At 42.9% G+C, this 18,646-nt stretch carries 17 protein-coding genes; 11 read left to right on the top strand and 6 right to left on the bottom strand.

The genetic code is table 11. The annotated features are described in order from the left end of the window. Nucleotides 1-134: 134 nt before the first annotated feature. On the bottom strand, nucleotides 135-2,036 hold the full coding sequence (locus HUZ36_RS01740) for a beta-ketoacyl synthase (protein WP_128729915.1): 1,902 nt from the start codon (nucleotides 2,034-2,036) through the stop codon (nucleotides 135-137). Between the two features lie 117 nt (nucleotides 2,037-2,153). Between HUZ36_RS01740 and HUZ36_RS01745 the strand changes: the two genes are divergently transcribed. Continuing rightward, nucleotides 2,154-3,146: a GlxA family transcriptional regulator gene (locus tag HUZ36_RS01745; protein WP_128729914.1), complete on the top strand. Its 993-nt coding sequence runs from the start codon at nucleotides 2,154-2,156 to the stop codon at nucleotides 3,144-3,146. A 17-nt stretch (nucleotides 3,147-3,163) separates the two neighbouring features. On the opposite strand, the gene HUZ36_RS01750 is transcribed toward HUZ36_RS01745, so the two are convergent. Together HUZ36_RS01750 and HUZ36_RS01755 are read right to left on the bottom strand one after the other, a co-directional pair. Further along, nucleotides 3,164-3,640, bottom strand: coding sequence for a transcription elongation factor GreAB (locus HUZ36_RS01750; protein ID WP_125253870.1), 477 nt, complete (start codon nucleotides 3,638-3,640; stop codon nucleotides 3,164-3,166). Then, complete coding sequence (locus HUZ36_RS01755) at nucleotides 3,637-4,026, bottom strand: hypothetical protein (protein ID WP_241651556.1); 390 nt, start codon at nucleotides 4,024-4,026, stop codon at nucleotides 3,637-3,639. The genes HUZ36_RS01750 and HUZ36_RS01755 overlap by 4 nt, the downstream gene beginning before the upstream one ends. 350 nt (nucleotides 4,027-4,376) lie before the next feature. On the opposite strand from HUZ36_RS01755, the gene ccoN reads away from it, so the two are divergent. From ccoN to uspE, 10 genes are all read left to right on the top strand, one after another. Beyond that, on the top strand, nucleotides 4,377-5,810 hold the full coding sequence (gene ccoN, locus HUZ36_RS01760; protein ID WP_099028745.1) for a cytochrome-c oxidase, cbb3-type subunit I: 1,434 nt from the start codon (nucleotides 4,377-4,379) through the stop codon (nucleotides 5,808-5,810). Nucleotides 5,811-5,822: 12 nt separating this feature from the next. Beyond that, nucleotides 5,823-6,497 carry a cytochrome-c oxidase, cbb3-type subunit II gene (gene ccoO, locus HUZ36_RS01765; RefSeq protein ID WP_125253868.1) on the top strand — a complete coding sequence of 225 codons (675 nt, stop codon included), beginning with the start codon at nucleotides 5,823-5,825 and terminating at the stop codon, nucleotides 6,495-6,497. A gap of 5 nt (nucleotides 6,498-6,502) precedes the next feature. Next, nucleotides 6,503-6,688, top strand: a complete 186-nt coding sequence (locus HUZ36_RS01770; protein WP_125253867.1) for a cbb3-type cytochrome oxidase subunit 3 — start codon at nucleotides 6,503-6,505, stop codon at nucleotides 6,686-6,688. Then, complete coding sequence (gene ccoP / locus HUZ36_RS01775) at nucleotides 6,685-7,650, top strand: cytochrome-c oxidase, cbb3-type subunit III (protein WP_125253866.1); 966 nt, start codon at nucleotides 6,685-6,687, stop codon at nucleotides 7,648-7,650. The genes HUZ36_RS01770 and ccoP overlap by 4 nt, the downstream gene beginning before the upstream one ends. A gap of 119 nt (nucleotides 7,651-7,769) precedes the next feature. Next, the gene (locus tag HUZ36_RS01780; RefSeq protein WP_125253865.1) at nucleotides 7,770-8,261 is read left to right on the top strand and encodes a FixH family protein; all 492 of its coding nucleotides are present in this window, start codon (nucleotides 7,770-7,772) and stop codon (nucleotides 8,259-8,261) included. Nucleotides 8,262-8,267: 6 nt separating this feature from the next. Then, nucleotides 8,268-10,643, top strand: coding sequence for a heavy metal translocating P-type ATPase (locus HUZ36_RS01785; protein WP_176031844.1), 2,376 nt, complete (start codon nucleotides 8,268-8,270; stop codon nucleotides 10,641-10,643). Then, the gene (gene ccoS, locus HUZ36_RS01790) at nucleotides 10,640-10,840 is read left to right on the top strand and encodes a cbb3-type cytochrome oxidase assembly protein CcoS (protein WP_176031845.1); all 201 of its coding nucleotides are present in this window, start codon (nucleotides 10,640-10,642) and stop codon (nucleotides 10,838-10,840) included. The genes HUZ36_RS01785 and ccoS overlap by 4 nt, the downstream gene beginning before the upstream one ends. Before the next feature lies 1 nt (nucleotide 10,841). Beyond that, complete coding sequence (locus HUZ36_RS01795) at nucleotides 10,842-11,513, top strand: sulfite exporter TauE/SafE family protein (protein ID WP_176031846.1); 672 nt, start codon at nucleotides 10,842-10,844, stop codon at nucleotides 11,511-11,513. 183 nt (nucleotides 11,514-11,696) lie between these two features. After that, nucleotides 11,697-12,431: an FNR family transcription factor gene (locus HUZ36_RS01800; RefSeq protein WP_125253861.1), complete on the top strand. Its 735-nt coding sequence runs from the start codon at nucleotides 11,697-11,699 to the stop codon at nucleotides 12,429-12,431. Nucleotides 12,432-12,556: 125 nt separating this feature from the next. After that, nucleotides 12,557-13,480 (top strand): universal stress protein UspE, encoded by a 924-nt coding sequence (gene uspE / locus HUZ36_RS01805; RefSeq protein WP_125253860.1) that lies wholly within the window; start codon nucleotides 12,557-12,559, stop codon nucleotides 13,478-13,480. Nucleotides 13,481-13,550: 70 nt separating this feature from the next. Here the strand turns inward: uspE and HUZ36_RS01810 are convergent, their stop codons facing one another. The 3 genes from HUZ36_RS01810 to HUZ36_RS01820 all read right to left on the bottom strand — a co-directional run bounded on the left by HUZ36_RS01810 (nucleotide 13,551) and on the right by HUZ36_RS01820 (nucleotide 18,248). Then, on the bottom strand, nucleotides 13,551-14,537 hold the full coding sequence (locus HUZ36_RS01810) for a Kelch repeat-containing protein (RefSeq protein ID WP_176031847.1): 987 nt from the start codon (nucleotides 14,535-14,537) through the stop codon (nucleotides 13,551-13,553). Nucleotides 14,538-14,864: 327 nt separating this feature from the next. Next, nucleotides 14,865-16,061 carry a PepSY-associated TM helix domain-containing protein gene (locus tag HUZ36_RS01815; RefSeq protein WP_176031848.1) on the bottom strand — a complete coding sequence of 399 codons (1,197 nt, stop codon included), beginning with the start codon at nucleotides 16,059-16,061 and terminating at the stop codon, nucleotides 14,865-14,867. Nucleotides 16,062-16,094: 33 nt separating this feature from the next. Then, nucleotides 16,095-18,248: a TonB-dependent siderophore receptor gene (locus HUZ36_RS01820; RefSeq protein WP_176031849.1), complete on the bottom strand. Its 2,154-nt coding sequence runs from the start codon at nucleotides 18,246-18,248 to the stop codon at nucleotides 16,095-16,097. Nucleotides 18,249-18,646: the final 398 nt, after the last annotated feature.

Below are 18,646 nucleotides of genomic sequence, written 5' to 3' on the forward strand. Positions count from 1 at the left end.
CGGGGAAGTGTATTAACATCAATTGCTATAACTTTAATCTCAGCTTCTCACTTCAGCAAACTTTATTTCTGTGACGAAAAAAGGCGTACATCCTGTACGCCTTGCTTGCTTAACATTAATCTTTCTTGTCTTATTTATTCGGTCAAATCTGCATAGGGGTTATGTGAGCACAATTGAATGCTTTGTGTAAACCCTGGAATAGACAGTTCATGTTCGCTTATCACCAGTGCAGATTCATCAATCATCCCCTCGCCAAAGCGATAAATAATCTCAAATTGACCATGATCTGCGGCGTATTGATACGCAACCTGCCGCTGTGATGTTTGTCCTAATTTTTGCTCATATTCAGTAAGTTGTTCTTGACTATAACGCTTACTTATCAGCTTTTTAGTGAGTGTAGGAGAAAACACAGTCGCAGTGGCGTTATTTCCACCAAACCCTTTTGAATTTATAAATGCTATATCCATAGGGTCGCAATGATAGTGCTCGGTACGAATATCTAGATGCTCGTCATATACATCATCAGCAACACCGCTAATGGTTGTGATCCCTGGCATGATATTGTATTCAAACACCCCCAGTGCCATTGCTAATTGATCGCCAGAAGCTGGCGCAATGGTGTGACCAACATACGCTTTTGGCGCCGCAACTTTCCAGCCATTGATCGAAAACGTTTGTGCTAATTTATGATATATCAGTGACTCTGTAACACGATTTTGTGGTGTACTTGAGCCATGGGCAAGAATAAAGCTACGTTTTGCTAACGCCTCTGAACCGGCAATTTGTTGAGCAAGTGCAACTGATTTAGCCATAGTAATATAGTTGCCAGGACCTGGGGCGGTTATCGATTTCTTTACCCCATCAGCATTGACAAACACATCTGCTACAGATCCCATAATATGGGCACCTAATTCCAGTGCTAAAGCATCATCCATTAAGATAGCCACTTGAGCACCTTCTCCGATAGTGAAGCCGCAATTTTCGCCAAAAGGACGGCTTGTTTTGCGATAGTTTACTTCATCAGTGCCATCAAGTTTACGTAACCCCTCTTCGTTCGCCAGCGCTCCCATATTACCAAACCCCTCTATAATTTCAGGAGTAATGGCACATTCAACACTTGCAACGATTGCTACGCGAGTCCGACCTGCTTGTATATCGTTAACCGCGGCGCGTAAATTATATAGGAAGGTTGCGCATGCGCCTGTTGTTGTAAATGTAGTGCCAACGCTTCCTGTCACATACGCATTGATAAAATCAGTGGACATCGTGTTGAGTCCGAGCGCTAGCTGTTTGGTGCTTACCCTATCACCACGTAAACGGCTACGAACTAGTCCCCCTAGCCCTTCATCGTGCATTTGCCCTGCAATAGACGCTGAATATGTACCTATTTGATCAGGGCGTACACTGTTCATCACATTTTCCCACTCTAGACCAGTTGAGCGGATAGCATCCGTAGCGGCAAAAATCGTAGCCTGCAAACCTCTGGGCTGATAGCGACTGTTATACATCAACGCGGGATCAAACCCTGTTGGTAATTGTCCAGCAGCTTTAATCGGGTTATCTCTGTAGCTGTCATGTTTTACTTCAACTTGATCCGTAATGGTGACTTCGACTGTTTTCGGATCGAGTTCGAGTATTTGCCAACTCTCAGGTGTGGGATTAGGTAAATCGCGTTTGCGGCAGTTAAATACAATTTTACTGTCGTTATTCGTTTTCATTGTCAGTTTCTGCTGCCAAGGAGTAGCATCAACATCAAAGTGATTTTTTTCGATCTTACGAATTAACGTACCCGCTAAGATCTGCTCACCAAAACGCGATTCAACTTCAGATTCTCTTATTACTTGGTTGTCGTTATCTACAAGTTGACCATCAATAAAACGGACTAAGTTCATCAAGCTTGCAAGACCTAAGTATGTTTCTTGTCTGTCTTTGGCCTCTAATTTGTCGAGTACAATCCGTTTAAAGCCTTGATGGAAAGAGGTGCGCCCAGCGGCGTTAATCCCCCCCATTCCTACAATAATTGGCAATGCTGTCATGTTATTTCTACTTCTGAACTAAGATAATGCTGTGATTTTAATTGCATTTTCACATAGCTCTTATCAAAATACGCCATATATAAATCAATTTTCGCCAACTTAAAGAGGTCGGAGCAGATGAAGCCTTGTACAAAAATCGCCATTGTTCTTTATCGACATATGCTCATTACGAGTGTTACTTTACCATTGGAGATGCTAAAAGCGGGACAAGCCTTTGCGAAAGTACATCTAAAAGACGCTTATACCCCTTTAGACATTGTGCTTTGTAGTAGTCATGGTGAGGCAATAAAAGCGGATGAATACATCACATTAGAAGCACAAAGCGATTTTAGCGCATTACCCTTGTATGACTATATTATCGTACCGAGTATTTGGCGTAATCCACGACCTATAGTAAAACAGAATCAAGAATTAAGCGCATCGCTCGCAGATGCGTGGGAAGCAGGCAGCACCTTAATTGGTGTTGGTACAGGGGTGTGTTTTTTAGCCAGCTCAGGGTTGTTAAACGGCCATTCAGCCACAACCCATTGGCATTTTGCCAAGCAATTCTCGCAGCTTTATCCTAATGTCGAATTAAAACCAGATTACTTTATCACGCAATCCGAGCGGATTTACACCATCGCCAGTCTCAATGCGCTGGCAGACGTTATAGTTCATCTTATAGAACTGTTATATGGCACAGATGCGGCACATCATGTACAGCAAAACTTTTCCCACGAGATCCGAAAACCATATGAAGAGCAGCGCTATTTAGAAGGTGCGGTTGACCGTCATGCTGACGAACAGATCGCCGCAATCCAATTTTGGCTCAAGAACAATGCCGCTGATGAGATCACTTTACCAGCTGTAGCAAGTCAGTTTGATATGAGTTATCGCACCTTCAATCGCCGTTTTAAACAAGCTACGGGCCAAACAGCGGTCGGCTACTTACAGCAAGTAAGGGTTGAAATGTGTAAAGAGCTACTGGCCAGTAGTAATCTATCCATACAGGATATTGCCCTGACCTGTGGGTTCAACTCTCAAGGTCAATTGAGTCGTGTGTTTCGCCAGCTGATCGGCAAGTCCCCTTCAACGTATCGTGACGTAGTACGCAAAAAGCTGTTCTCATAAATAGCTGTCAGCAATCTCTAGAGAATTTGCGACACCGTTAAAGTTTGTTCCTGACCATTGAATAAAAACGAAATATCATCATCGATGGTAAGCCCTTGCAAGCGCTTTGCAAGTGGTGCGTCAAACGTGATTACAAGTACAGGGGTCTCTTTATATTGAATTTTTAGACCACCTTCACTTGGTGCAAAATAAAACCAATGGCGGTCACCTTGTTCATCATCTATTGCAACTAACGCATTATAGGTAATCGTGTTACTAACTGGATTACTTACCTGATTGAGGATCTGTTGCTTTGCCAAATACATTGCATCAACGCGCTCGCTTTGCCCTTCAGCCAAATAACCATACTCAATGCTGAGTGAGTCATATTGGGTTTCAGCGGCGCTTTGTTCATGAGTCGCATCTGCACGAGCACTGTTTGCAGCAGCAGTCGCTTCTATCAACTTTTGTTCCAGTGCAAATTTTAAATACTCAATAAAAACCGTTTTAATCATCGATAGTTAACCGCAATAACATGAGATGCGAAAAGCCGTTCTCCGTCCACACTCAATTCCAAACGTAACATCCAACGCATCGATTTATCCGTACACATACCAACCATTGTCGAGGCCTCTAGTGTGTCTGCGTCGAAGAAGACTGGAATTCTGCCCATATTCATGTTTTCACCTTCCAACCAAGCTGAGTGCACCACTACTTTAGTCGCACTTTTGAGTCCTATGGTAAATTCGGTTTCAGGTTCTACCTGCCCAGAGCCCAGATAAATAGAGACCTGAGGTGTTAAGTTACATGGTGATGAAAATTTACAGACATTTCTTGTTACTGAACTTTCACTTTTTTCTGAACTTTCATGTATAATGATATTTGGGTCTGAACAGGCCACGAGGAAAATACCTAGCAATCCTATTGTTAATTGCTTTACAACCATAGGGGTTTACCGTCACTTCTGAATCCTGCGCAGTGTACGCAAGTTTCGGGGGAATTGCTAGGTTGCTTAAGAAGCGAACAAAAAGCGTTTGAAAACTTGATTGATGTCATAATTTTAGGCGTTTTAGGTATCTTTTCATAAGCAAAAAAATTATCATTTCCTCGCAAAAATAAAGGTTTCTCGGGCTGGTTAGGTTTTCACACATATTTTGAGTTAAAACATGACGGGCTTGAGGAAATATAACTAGGGCCTGTAATTCAGGTAATTCATTTCTAATCGCAATAAATTGCAGCGGAATCCAGAAAATGAGCCAAACAGTAGCATCACAAACTGAGTACAATTATAAAGTTGTACGCCAATTCGCTATCATGACAGTGATTTGGGGCATTGTTGGCATGGGTGTAGGTGTATTTATCGCAGCGCAACTTGCGTGGCCTGCGTTAAACTTCGACATTCCATGGTTAACTTACTCTAGACTTCGTCCGTTACACACGAACGCAGTAATCTTTGCATTTGGTACAAGTGCACTATTTGCAACCTCTTACTATGTTGTTCAGCGCACGTGTCAAACGCGCCTGTTCTCTGACAAACTTGCCGCATTTACCTTTTGGGGTTGGCAAGCCATTATCGTAGCTGCGGCTATCACGCTTCCTCTAGGTATTACTTCTTCTAAAGAATATGCTGAACTAGAGTGGCCAATTGATATCGCAATTGCAGTAGTATGGGTTACTTATGCTGTAGTATTTTTTGGTACTCTTATCAAGCGTAAAGTGTCACACATCTATGTAGCAAACTGGTTCTATGCTGGCTTCATCATTACTGTTGCAGTGCTTCACATTGTAAACAGCATGGCTATCCCTGTATCTTTAACTAAATCATATTCAATCTACGCAGGTGCTGTAGATGCAATGGTTCAATGGTGGTATGGCCACAACGCAGTAGGTTTCTTATTAACTGCGGGCTTCCTTGGTATGATGTACTACTTCGTACCAAAACAAGCTGGTCGTCCGGTATACTCATACCGTTTATCAGTTGTTCACTTCTGGGCGCTTGTTTCTCTTTATATTTGGGCAGGTCCTCACCACTTACACTACACTGCGCTACCTGACTGGACTCAATCTTTAGGTATGGTGATGTCAGTTATCTTATTCGTTCCTTCTTGGGGTGGTATGATCAACGGTATCATGACGCTATCTGGCGCTTGGCACAAACTACGTACTGACCCAGTGCTGCGCTTCCTAGTTGTATCTCTATCTTTCTACGGTATGTCTACGTTCGAAGGTCCGATGATGGCTATCAAGTCAGTAAATGCACTTTCTCACTATACCGACTGGACTGTTGGTCACGTACACTCAGGTGCACTAGGTTGGGTTGCTATGATTTCTATCGGTGCAATTTACCACTTAATCCCTGCGCTATTTGGTCACGGTAATATGTACAGCATCAAGCTAGTTAATACGCACTTCTGGCTGCATACAGTAGGTGTTGTACTTTACATCGTTGCAATGTGGATCTCTGGTGTTATGCAAGGTCTAATGTGGCGTGCAGTTAATGCTGACGGTACATTAATGTACAGCTTTGTTCAGTCACTAGAAGCTTCTAAGCCTTTCTATATTATGCGATTCCTAGGCGGTGTATTCATCGTGGTTGGTATGCTAGTAATGGCTTACAACGTATTCCGTACGGTTACTGCAAAAAGTGGTCAATTAGCCACTGATGCAAACCCGCAAGTGGCTTAAGGGGTGTCGAGTATGAGCAACAATAACTCAACAAACAAACACGAAATCGTCGAAAAGAACGTTGGCCTAATGGCTATCTTAACGGTATTCGCGATTAGCTTTGGTGCATTAGTTGAAATCACTCCCCTAATGTTCCAAAAAGATACCACTCAGCCGGTAGAGGGTCTACGCCCACTGACTGCGCTTGAAATGGAAGGTCGTGACATCTACGTTCGTGAAGGTTGTTATAACTGTCACTCACAAATGGTTCGTCCATTCCGTGATGAAGTAGAGCGTTATGGTCACTACTCTGTAGCAGGTGAGTCGGTATGGGATCACCCATTCCAGTGGGGCTCCAAGCGTACAGGTCCAGACCTTGCTCGCGTTGGTCAACGTTATTCAGACGATTGGCATTATGCGCACCTAATGGATCCTCGCTCTGTAGTGCCTGAGTCAAATATGCCTGGCTACCCTTGGCTTGATACTACTAAGGTAGATACCACTTATACTCTGAAAAAATTACAAGTGTTCCGTGATGCTTTTGGTATTGACAAGTCGTCAGACCGCTACAATGGCAAAGGCTACGGTGATGATGCTGAACTACAAGCGCAAGTTGATGAAATCCACGCGATGAACGGTGGCGAAGGTGCAACAGAAATGCAAGCACTAATCGCTTACTTACAGCAACTTGGCACACATTTGAAGTAATTGTTATGGATTACGGCACATACAGAGGCATTTTGACTCTGGTAATTTTGGTACTGTTTTTAGTGATTGTTGTGTGGGCATATAGCAAGCGTTCTAAGCGCCGTTTCGACGACGCAGCTAATGCCATTTTTGAAGATGAGAAAAAACACAATAGCACTATCTCTAACGAGGAAAAGGAGTCTGAAAAATGACTAGCTTTTGGAGTATTTGGGTTATCGTACTAACCCTTGCATGTCTAGCTCTGATTTTCGGCTTGCTGCTTTGGAACCTAAAAAACTATGTAGGCGTCAAAGAAGGCGAGAGCTGTGGTCATGAGTTTGACGGAATTGAGGAACTAAACAACCCACTACCTAAGTGGTGGACATACATGTTCTTCGCAACTTTTGTTTGGTCTGTTTATTATCTTGCAGCCTATCCAGGTCTTGGTAACTTTAAGGGCTTTTTGAACTGGACGAGTTCAAACCAAGGTATTACTACTTTGGAAGAGTCCAAAAACGCGATCGCTGAAGCTAAAGCCAATGGCGAGTGGGTTCAGCTTGACCAAGAAGTGAAAGCAGCAGAAGACCGTTTTGGCCCTATCTTCCAAGAATTTGCTAAGCAAGATGTTTTAGCATTAGCTGAAAACGAAGAAGCACTTGAGATCGGTCAACGTCTATTTGCACAAAACTGTGCACAATGTCACGGTTCTGACGCTCGTGGCGGTACAGGCTTTCCAAACCTAACTGACAAAGATTGGTTATACGGCGGAACACCAGACGCAATTAAAGCGACATTACTTCACGGTCGTGTTGCCGCAATGCCTGGTTGGCAAGATGCACTTGGTGATCAAGGTATTAAAGAAATGACGGCTTATGTACTCAGTCTGTCTGGACGTACTGTTAACCAAAAAGATGCGGATGCAGGTAAAGCTAAATTTGCGATGTGTGCAGCATGTCACGGTATGGATGGTAAAGGTTCTGTTGCCCATAATCTACCATTCGGAGCACCAAACCTAACCGATAATATTTGGCTTTATGGTGGTTCTCAACGTGCAGTTGAAGATACACTTCGTCATGGCCGTGCCGGTGTAATGCCAGCTTGGAAAGACATCTTAGGTGAAGATAAAGTTCACCTGTTAACGGCGTATGTTTACAGCCTGTCACAAGACAAGTAAACAGCTCGTTTAGAACTTTATTTGAGATCAAAAAAGCCTCCTATTTGGAGGCTTTTTTTTAGGTATTTACCGTAACTTACGGTAGAATATCCGCAAGTTTTATAGCCATGTGAGCAACTATGAACCCTACCCCTTGGTATAAGAATTTTTGGCCTTGGTTTTTAATGTTTTTCCCACTTGTCACTGTCGTTGCCTGTGTTTTTCTCATCACATTTGCCGTCGGTAATGGCCCCGATATGGTCGTTGATGATTACTACAAAAAAGGTAAAGCGATCAATCTCGAACTCAGTAAGTTTGATAAAGCCAAAGCACTCTACTTACATGGTGATCTGCAAGTTGCAGAACAAAAAGTAACGTTTAAATTCACCAAAGGCGACGCTTCAAAAGTTCACGCACTAAAACTCTCTTTTTATCACCGCACCATAGAAAAATACGATTTCGACGTCACCCTTACTAAAAATGCCAGCGGAGCGTTCACCGGTTTATTTGATGAACCCCATGAAGGTGCATTTACTGTATTTATAGAGCCTATGGATAATAGTTGGAAAATGAAAGAAAAGATCCAACTTCCACACAATGGCATCATCGCAATTACTCCTCAGTATAAGTAAACTGCCATGGCCAACTCGTGTTTTCATTGTTTAGAGCCTATTCCCAAGGGATTTGTAGGCTCAGTTACCTTTGAGGGTAATACTCAACCTGTGTGTTGTATCGGCTGCCAGGCCGTTGCAGAAACTATTATTTCTCAAGGGATGAGCGATTATTACACTTACCGAACTGAAAGTGCGGGAAAAGTCGAAGAGCTGATCCCCGAGCAGCTAAAAATGCTGCTCAGCTACGATAATGACGAGATACAAGAAGATTTCGTTGAGACGAGCGGCGACACCAAAGAGGTGTTATTGAGTGTTGAAGGCATAAGCTGCGCCGCCTGTGCTTGGCTAATAGAAAAACAACTATTGGCTCTTGGGGGGATCATTCGTGTCGATGTCAACACCTCAACTCATCGCGCGATGATAGTGTGGCAAGACAAAAAAGTTAAGCTCAGTGACATCATAAAATCCTTAATGGAAATTGGTTATAAAGCTTACCCCTTTCAAGCCGATGAAGAAGCCGCCCAAAAACAAGCTGTAGCAAAAGCATATATCCGTCGGTTAGGTGTTGCGGGTTTGATGACCATGCAAGTCATGATGTTTGCATTTGCCATGTATTTTGGCATGTTTTCAGGAATGGAAGAAGATTTTGAGCAATACTTCCGCTGGATAAGCCTGATCCTTGCCTCCCCGGTTATTTTATATTCAGCAATGCCATTTTTAACCAATGCCGTTAAAGGGCTAAAAGCCAAACAACTGAATATGGATTTGCCGGTTTCCTTAGCTATTTTTGGTGCCTATGGCGCGAGTACCTATGCCACATTTATGGAAGTCGGTGAGGTATATTTTGAGTCTATCTGTATGTTTACCTTTTTATTATTATTGGGTAAATATTTAGAGTTTAGAGCTCGATTAAAAGCCAGCGAATTTACCGCTAACCTACAAAAATTACTACCGCTGACTGCCAGAAAAATCGATGATCAGAACAACGAACAGCATATCGCAGCAAAAAAACTTAAACTCAACGATCGTATACTAGTCAAGGCTGGCGAGACCATTCCAGCGGATGGCTTAGTCATCAGCGGTAATACCACTGTTGATGAGTCTATGATGACAGGTGAACACCAACCTGTTAAAAAGTATCAAGGTCACCAGGTATATGCCGGTACTGTTAATCACGATGGTGTGATCACGCTAGAAATTAATAAAATTGGTCAGAACACCCTGTTGAACCAGATAATACGGTTACAACATAATGCACTTACAAAACGCCCAAAACTGGTCGAAGTAACCGACAAAGTGGCTCAATGGTTTGTTGCCTGCCTACTTGTATTTGCATCCATAACGGCAATTGGCTGGTATCCTATTTCACCAGATAAAGCGTTTTGGGTTACAATTTCGGTGTTAGTTGCTACCTGCCCCTGCGCCCTAAGCTTGGCTATACCAACTGCTTTAACCTGCGCTGTGGCTTCGCTAACCAAAAAAGGAATTTTAATCAAAGAAGCACATGTCCTTGAAACTGCAACAAAACTCACACGCGTGGCGTTTGACAAAACAGGGACTTTGACGGATGGTCGCTTTTCAATTAAACATGTTGAAATACTACAGACTCAATATACAGAATCTCAAATTCTAGAACTTGCGGCAGCATTAGAGCGTTTTTCAGAGCACCCTATTGCACGTGCATTTGCCCACATAACACCTGCAGATAACTTAATTCAAGATGTTGAAGTCATTGCAGGGTCAGGTATTAAAGGCCGCTGGCGTAGCCATGAGTTAGCCTTGGGTAAAAGTCATTGGTTTAATAACCATGCTTCTTTTGCGCAAGCTACATTATTTGTTGATGGTAAGGCCATTGCCGATTTTTATTTCAACGACAAGGTCAAAAATAATGCGGAGTCTGTCGTAGAGAAACTACAACAAACTGGCCTTACATGTCATATGCTCACAGGTGATAGCTCTAACGCAGGTAAGGAGCTATCTGCTCAGCTGGCGCTCGATAGTTATCAAATTGGCTGTACACCAGAGCTTAAGCAACAAGCAGTAGATACGTGGTCAGAGCAAGGTGAAGTGGTCGCTATGGTGGGTGATGGTATTAATGATAGCCCTGTGTTTAATAGTGCTCACTTATCTGTTGCGATGGATACTGGCGCTGATATTTCAAAAAACACCGCGGATGTCGTACTACTCAACAGTGATTTAAACGCCATTTTGGCACTACAGCAGGTAGCGAAGCAAACACGAAGGATTGTAAAGCAAAACCTAACCATTTCATTAATGTACAACGGCTCCATCTTACCGCTCGCAGCACTTGGCTTGATCCCCCCTTGGATTGCGGTGATCGGTATGTCAGCAAGCTCCATCATCGTAATTGGAAATTCATTAAGGCTATTAAAACTATGAGTATTATCTACGTATTAATACCTATCGCTATTTTATTCGTCATTATTGCAATTGGTATTTTCTTCTGGGCGGTAAGAAGTGAGCAATTTTCCGACTTGAATAAACAAGGCCACAGCATTTTATTTGACGACGATAAAATAAAAGCGGACGAAAATAACGCTAAACGCACCACAAATAAGTCAGATCAAGATAATTAACATGAATGAGGTTAGCCTGCTGAGTGCGCTTATCATGGGGCTTGCTGGTAGTGGACATTGCTTGGTCATGTGTGGGGGAATAGCCAGTTCATTACAGCTTGCCAGTAAACAATTGCCAAGTTTAGTTGTTGCTATACTTTACAACGTCGGCCGTATCAGCAGCTATGCGTTAGCAGGCGCATTAGTTGCGCTACTAGGTGCAAGCTTAGCAAAACAAAATACTATGATTGCCAATGTGCTGCAACTGATGAGCGGTGTCTTTATGATATTGATAGGCATATATATTATGCGCCTCGCCAGCACACTAAAGTGGCTTGAATCGCTAGCGAAAAGCCTAATATGGCAGCATATAGTTAAGCTAAATAAATATTTGGTACCAATCAATACAAAGCCAAAGGCCTTTCTATATGGCGTATTGTGGGGATGGTTACCATGTGGATTAGTATATTCGGCGCTAACTTGGACACTCCAAGCTAAAAGCCCACTTGAAGGCGCATTGATTATGCTCGCTTTCGGCGCAGGCACTCTACCTGCGCTTATTGCCATGGGACAATCCGCGTTACTATTACAAAAGTTTATTAATCATTTAGTTACACGAATTATCATGGGAAACTTACTGATTTGGTACGGCGTTTATCTAATTATTATTGCAACTGATAAGCTAGTACATTAACCTATCCTTATCTAAGCAAACTCATCATTTTAGATGACTAGTGACATTTTTTGAGAGTAGGAGCTCCAATTAAAAACAGTTTCATCTTTTGCGTGTTGTGAGAGTTTGCGGCACCCCAGGCCACTCAAAAAATGAGTAGTAACTGGAGTGCCTTCGTGTGCGTCACAGACTTATGGAAATTTTATGGACTTAAGTAATCAAAATCGCTCGAAGAGCCAATGCACCATTAGCTGTAACAACTGCAGCATCAGCCAGCTATGCTTGCCCTTTTCATTAAATGGCAGCGAAATGGATAAGCTGGATGAAATTATCGAACGCAAAAAGCCCCTACATAAAGGCGACTATCTATTTGAATCTGGTAGTAAGCTAAATGCTATTTTTGCTGTTCGTTCTGGTTCATTTAAAAGTTATACCCTGTCAGAGCAAGGTGATGAACAAATCACAGGGTTTCACTTAGCGGGTGATCTCGTTGGTTTTGATGCCATCAATAAGATGCAGCATCAAAGCTTTGCACAAGCATTAGAGACCTCAATGGTATGTGAGATCCCATTTGATACGTTAGATGAACTTGCTGGAAAATTACCTAAGTTACGCCAGCAAATCATGCGTTTAATGAGTAGTGAAATTAATTATGACCAAGAAATGCTGTTGCTTCTTAACAAAAAGACAGCGGAAGAGCGCCTAGCTACGTTTATATTTAATCTCTCCAACCGCTTTGGTGAACGCGGTTTTTCTCGCAAAGAGTTTCGCTTTACGATGACGCGTGGTGAAATTGGCAATTACTTAGGTTTAACCGTTGAGACTATCAGCCGCCTGCTCAGTCGTTTTCAAAAAGCAGGGATCATAAAGGTTGAAGGTAAGTTCATTACGATTAATGATGCTGAGGCACTCGCTGAAACAGCAGCAATTGCATCTTGATTTAAAACAAACTAATTATTGTTAGGGCTTTATCCTTAAGTAAGATCGGTTACACTCAATAGAGTCGCAAAGGTAATACTAGCTTGCGGCTCTTATTGTTAATTTGCCGTTTTAAGGAGATAGTCGTGGATCAAATTAAAAATATACTCACCGTTATTGACCCAACCAAAGAGCGTCAGAATAGCCTAGCGCGTTCTATTAACCTCGCTAAACGTACCGGTGCAGATATCACCGCATTTATGTCTATCTACGACTTCTCTTACGAGATGACAACCATGTTATCTAAAGACGAACGTGAAAGCATGCGTGAAGCCGTGATCAAAGATAGAGAGCTGTGGCTGGCGGATATGGTCAAGGCTTTCCCCGACGTCAATATAAAAACCAAAGTAGTTTGGCATAACCGTCCATACGAAGCCATCATCAAAACCGTGCTTGAGCATGAGTATGACCTCGTCATTAAATCTACTCACGAGCATGACACTTTAAAGTCCGTTATCTTTACGCCTACCGATTGGCATCTTATTCGAAAGTGCCCCGCTCCGCTCCTACTGGTGAAAGATCACGCATGGCCTGAGCAAGGCAATATTATCGCCGCAGTCAACTCTGTAAGTGATAATGAGCAACACCAAACGTTAAATAAGCGTATTATTACTGATGCACAGTTTTTATGTGGGTTGGCAAACGCGAAGCTTAGTTTGGTCAACTCTTACCCTGCGACGCCTGTCAATATTGCTATTGAGATCCCCGAGTTTAACCCATCGCAGTACAATGAAGCGGTTAAAAAACACCATGAAGATGAAACCTTTGCGTTAGCAGATACCTTCTCGATAGACAGACATGACTGCATTATCAAAGAAGGTCTACCTGAAGATGTGATCCCGCATGTTGCCAAAGAGAAAGATGCTGAACTTGTCGTTATTGGTACTGTTGGTCGTACCGGCTTGAGCGCAGCGCTTGTAGGTAATACTGCTGAGCATGTTATCGACAGTCTTGACTGTGATGTATTGGCATTAAAGCCTGATGGCTATCAATCACCGCTAGCAGATTGATATTCCTCTAATAACAAGGGGAGTCTTGTTAGACTCCTCCTCTGATTTACCTTATTTTTGTGACAGTGCACTAATCGAGTAACTTGAATTTAACCGTACTCTTTAGCGTTTCTTTCGGGCCTAGTTTTGAAGCGCCTCCCATCACATAAACCCAGCCATTATGACTCACTTGACCGTGGCCATGACGTGGAAATGGCATATCCGGCAACGATTGCCAGGCATCAAGTTTTGGATCATAAAGCCATGCAGACTTGTAAACCTTGCCAGTACCCTGTTCATTTTGATAATCAAGAGCTTCGCCACCAGTAACCAAGATCTTACCGTTAATCACGCTTGCGGCTAAACCAGCTGCCGCTATGGGTAGAGGTGCCAACGCTCTCCAAGAATCAGTTGTGCTGTTATAAACTTCTACCGTGTTTAAATTTGTAGCTTCATCCCCGCTTGTCCGCCCACCAATTACATAAATATCATCGCCAATCACGGCACTGGCCGCAGAACTTCTTGGACTCGGCAACGGCTTTGCTCTACTCCAGTAAGCATTGTTTTTTAATACATAGTGCGCTGTACTATCAATGTTGCTAACAGAATCATCGTCAAGAGTCTTGCCACCAATAACATGAATATTCATCCCCATGCTAGCATATACAGATTCAGCTAAAGGACTTGGTAAACTTGGTGCTGACACCCAACGTCTGAGGCGACCATCTAAGCGATATACTGTCGATTGAGGTTTCCATACTGCTCCCTTTGTTCCGCTAAATCCACCTATTGCATAGAGGTAATGAATATTACTTGCAAACCCTATATGGTGCCTCGGATCAGGTAAAGAGGGAGCACGCTTCCATATCTCCTCCGATGGATTTAACAGATACACCTTATCGGACGGACCAAGCCCTTGAAAAGTCTCCAGCTCCGAAGCACTAAACCCACCACCTACAAAAATGCGATTGATAAAAACGGTCGGATAAATTTCCTGAAATGCTACGGGTAAAGATGTCGAAGTTTGCCAAGTTTGCTGTGACATGCTCTCTTGGGCATGCACATTTGTGGCCCCCATTGCCAAAGCCGCTATACAAAATATGTACTTAAATGTTAGTGGTAGTCGTCTCACCGAAGCCTCTCGTGCACATTTACTTTCGTCATGTGCGTTTAAATAGGGTTGTTATCAACTATATAGTAAGTCATGCAGGCAAACAAAGGCTGGAGTATCAATTCACTACTCGTTGTTTTTCGCTCTATCCGTTTACTAACTCTTAGAACTATTCATAAATAACAACTATTTATACGAAAAATCCAGCCTCTAGGTTCAATAAAATAAAACCCTTGTTCTGCTTGCCAGTCAGGCTACCAAAATTAAGGAAAAATCAAGAATAACCTGTCATGACTAGATATATCTCTGTATCCAGAACACGAAGTAAAACGCGGATAGCAAAAAGAGTGGCGCGGTAGCGAGTTGTGCTCGAGTGATATGTGATGATTTTGTCCGCTTCCATGTCATCAACACACCTGTTAATGACATTCCGCTCAATGCAACCCCCATTAAAAACCACACCAATTTTGAGCCCAGCCCAGCAAAATAGCCGAAGTGCAGTGGATCGGCATACTCATTGAGATAACTGCTAAGTTTTAGGTTTTGCGGCGCTTGGACCTCGACGATCGCTAATGTTGCGGGGTTGATATAGACTTTATGAGCACGATCACGAAGTAGTGGGTTACTGGCTACACCTTGAAAGCGTAGTGCAGATGTTTCTGTTCTTGGAAAATGTACACTGGTGATAGTCCAACCGTTGATAGCCCCCTGAGCTTGATTAAAAGCAGCCTCGAACTGCTCACCAGAGAGCGCGACTTGACCTTGAACTGATTTGATTTGTTCTATTTGTGGTGTTCTTGGCTCCAAACTATGATCGACTACCCGTAAACCAAACTCAAATAAATACCAAAAGCTCGTCAGAATAATGATGGTAGTAAACCAGAGTCCCCACAACCCTAGCATCTTGTGTAAATCACTTAATAGCACCCTCGACCCTTTTGTTAGTCGCACACGCCAAAGCGCTATTTTCCAGTTTTTTGTGGTTTTTAGACCGGTGTAAAGAGAAATCAATAAGACAAAAGCGAAAAAAGTAACGATTGGTAGCCCAGGGACGGCAGGCATAAACATATAACGATGGAAGTCTCTAAAAAACCGTTGTACGGTCAGTGTTGAAATATCCCCTGTCACTTCATAAGTCCATTGATCGACATGCACATATCTGTCTTTATCACTCTCAAACGACACACGTGCTCGATATGTAAAATAGTCGCCTCCAATAGTGCCTAACGTTAACATACGTCCATCAGGGTATTGCGTTGAGATTGACTCGTACATCGCACGCCAAGCTGTCGCAGTATGCTCAGACTTTCCTTGGGGCTTGTCCGTCGCTCGCATTTGATCGAAGACAAGCCAGTCAATTTCATTTGATACCGTTGCAATTGTGCCGGTTGTGAGGATCACAAACATGACCATCGCAAGCTGAAAACCAACCCAAGCATGCAAATCATACAGTTTCCGCAGTCGTTTTCTTTGCTTGGTTTTGTCTAACATTTAGCCCTCACAACGATTGATGACAACGATAAACTACCAATTATAGGTAAACTCAAGAAACGCATTTCTAGGGTCGCCCGGGAAATGCCCGGTACGTGCTAAGAAACCAGACTCGGCATATTCTTTGTCGAAGACGTTTTCAACTCTAAATAACACGCTGTAGTTGTCTACTTCCCAAATGATTGAAGTATCAGCAACAAAGTATGAATTAAGCGTTTGCCCCGATAGGCTCAATTGCTCATCGACATAATTCCCACCGACAGCAAATGCTAAGTTCCATTGTGGGATCTGGTATCTTGTCCAAATGCCCAATTGATTTTCTGGCGCATTGGCAAATCTATCACCGACACTATTGCGGATCCCACCAGAGCCATTATCAGCCGTGATTTTGGCATCATTATAAGCATATGCAAAACTCACCACCCAATCTGGTGTCACGTCAGTGATAAGTTCAACCTCCACACCTTTACTGGTTATTTCACCAATTGCAGCTAGATTATCAACTCCATCTTGTTCTGGGTCGACCCCTGTACTTTGCAGCAGGTTTTGCCTCTTTATTTCGTAACCCGCCACCTTCAACAACGTGCTGCCGCTGAATAGCTCAGCATTAACACCAACTTCGATGATGTCGCCGGTTGTCGGGTCGAACGGTCCACCAGCTTGCACATCCTGACTCGAAACGCCCTGAGGCTCATAAGAATCAGCCCATTGTGAGTATATCGACACGTCGTTAGATAGCTTATAAATACCACCCACTCTAAAGCTGATGTTGCTATCGTCAAATTTAGTGCCGTTCGCATCGTCCTCAAACTTATCGAAACGCATACCGCTAACTAGAGTAAATTTATCCCAAGCTAGTTCATTTAAAACGTAAGCACCGTTACGCTTTTGCTTTGTAGTGCGCTGTGGCGCAAATTTGACATTGTATTGGCTCGGGTCTGTTTCTCCATAACGTGGCTTATGTAACGACAGTGGCAAAATATCAGAGTTTAGAGAGGTGCCATTTAGATAGCGGAAAATAAAGTCATTTGAAGCAGAGGCACGACCTAACAAGGCATCTTCTTCACCTGAATAGATGTCAATACCAAATGCTGTACGATGTTCGGCACTGAATGCTTGGCTCTCATAGACAAAGTTTGCAGCAAACGACAGTTGGGATTGCGCTCTTAATTGATCGCGAAACTCACGCGCTACTAGGTCAATATACCCATTACCGTCACTGTCTATTAACGCCCTTGGCTCATGATAGTTCTGTGATTGCTCATTATCAATATAGCGCAGTGCTACGTCGTAATTTAGAGATGAAGTTAGCTCACCAACCAAACTCGCTTGTAGTACATCCGATGTCAGATCTAAAAAGTCGGATGGTTCATTATGATTCCACTTAGGATAGGTCAGAAACTCGCCACTATCATCTGCTGGCACACCGCGAAGTCGGTTAGCATCAAGATCTTGTTTGTAGTGTGTATATTGCAGTACCAGACGTGCATCATCAAAGTCATAGGCATAGCCTGTGTCAATTATTGCGACTTCACTGGCGCTGTTATCACGATAGGTATCTTGTTGTTCATAAAACGCGCCGAGTCGAATGCTTTGTGCTTCAGCAACTTCAGAGGTGACTTCTGCAGAGCCGCCAAAACGGTTGTCTGTACCAAAGATGATACGTGTGTTTGCACTAAATTCTGCTTGTGGCTTTTTTGTAATGTAGTTAAATAGCCCCCCTGGTGCACCAGGTCCGTAGAGCATACCTGATGGTCCTTTTAAAAAGTCGACACGTTCAACATTAAAAAGTTGCGGTACGTTAAAACCAACGTATGGGTCTCCTCTTAAGCCGTCAAAGTAAATTTCTTCCTGACGAAAACCACGTGCTGTGACTCCGGCATAACTGAATTGACTAACACCTGCAATATTGCGGTATAAATCCTTAGCGTCTCTTGCACCTAAGTCATGGATCAAATTCGCATTCAGCGAGGTAATCATCTGAGTTGAATTTAATGGGTCAACCGCAAGCTTTGCCGTAGTGGACTCACCATTACGATATAGATTCAATGTTCGGCTCACCACCGTGATCGTTTCAATCTCTTGCTCTGTCATTTCTTCTTGAGCATTTTGTTGCTTTGCTGACACTTGCAGCGAGGGATACATTATCGCTAAGACAATAAGGGAAAGCTTAGATATTTTGTTCATTAGGGGTCACACAAGATAATTATAAAAACAGCATATAAATAGTAACAATTATTAGTTGCATTTAAAATAACAAATAGAAAATAATTGCAATTTCCAACACAGTTAGTATTGGATTGCTCCTAATGATAAATTTTTAATAAAGCACTGATTGAGTTCCCCGCTCTGACCTCAGTCTCGAACGCATGTAATACCCATTAACCCGAGGGTGAAGGAAGCATCCATGCCCGTTTTGTTAAACATGAACCTTCTATCGGGCAGCGCAAACTGTTCAGTAATACTGTTCAGTAATAAAGTCAAAATGGGGTTGATTGATTGGAGATTTGAGCAAAAAGGCGGACTGCTAAAGCCACTTTAAAAGGAGGCTAAATACAGCGCTAGGTAAAGGCACCTAGCGCAAC

Origin of the sequence: Pseudoalteromonas sp. McH1-7 (genome assembly GCF_013366255.1) — a bacterium.
GTDB lineage: Bacteria > Pseudomonadota > Gammaproteobacteria > Enterobacterales > Alteromonadaceae > Pseudoalteromonas > Pseudoalteromonas peptidolytica.

Coding starts and splice junctions, on each gene's coding strand:
- ccoP (WP_125253866.1), top strand. CDS start 6,685: ATGACTAGCTTTTGGAGTATTTGGGTTATCGTACTAACCCTTGCATGT.
- HUZ36_RS01800 (WP_125253861.1), top strand. CDS start 11,697: ATGGACTTAAGTAATCAAAATCGCTCGAAGAGCCAATGCACCATTAGC.
- HUZ36_RS01810 (WP_176031847.1), bottom strand. CDS start 14,537: ATGGGGGCCACAAATGTGCATGCCCAAGAGAGCATGTCACAGCAAACT.
- HUZ36_RS01745 (WP_128729914.1), top strand. CDS start 2,154: ATGAAGCCTTGTACAAAAATCGCCATTGTTCTTTATCGACATATGCTC.
- HUZ36_RS01820 (WP_176031849.1), bottom strand. CDS start 18,248: ATGAACAAAATATCTAAGCTTTCCCTTATTGTCTTAGCGATAATGTAT.
- HUZ36_RS01750 (WP_125253870.1), bottom strand. CDS start 3,640: ATGATTAAAACGGTTTTTATTGAGTATTTAAAATTTGCACTGGAACAA.
- HUZ36_RS01785 (WP_176031844.1), top strand. CDS start 8,268: ATGGCCAACTCGTGTTTTCATTGTTTAGAGCCTATTCCCAAGGGATTT.
- HUZ36_RS01780 (WP_125253865.1), top strand. CDS start 7,770: ATGAACCCTACCCCTTGGTATAAGAATTTTTGGCCTTGGTTTTTAATG.
- HUZ36_RS01815 (WP_176031848.1), bottom strand. CDS start 16,061: ATGTTAGACAAAACCAAGCAAAGAAAACGACTGCGGAAACTGTATGAT.
- HUZ36_RS01740 (WP_128729915.1), bottom strand. CDS start 2,036: ATGACAGCATTGCCAATTATTGTAGGAATGGGGGGGATTAACGCCGCT.
- ccoN (WP_099028745.1), top strand. CDS start 4,377: ATGAGCCAAACAGTAGCATCACAAACTGAGTACAATTATAAAGTTGTA.
- HUZ36_RS01795 (WP_176031846.1), top strand. CDS start 10,842: ATGAATGAGGTTAGCCTGCTGAGTGCGCTTATCATGGGGCTTGCTGGT.
- HUZ36_RS01770 (WP_125253867.1), top strand. CDS start 6,503: ATGGATTACGGCACATACAGAGGCATTTTGACTCTGGTAATTTTGGTA.
- ccoO (WP_125253868.1), top strand. CDS start 5,823: ATGAGCAACAATAACTCAACAAACAAACACGAAATCGTCGAAAAGAAC.
- ccoS (WP_176031845.1), top strand. CDS start 10,640: ATGAGTATTATCTACGTATTAATACCTATCGCTATTTTATTCGTCATT.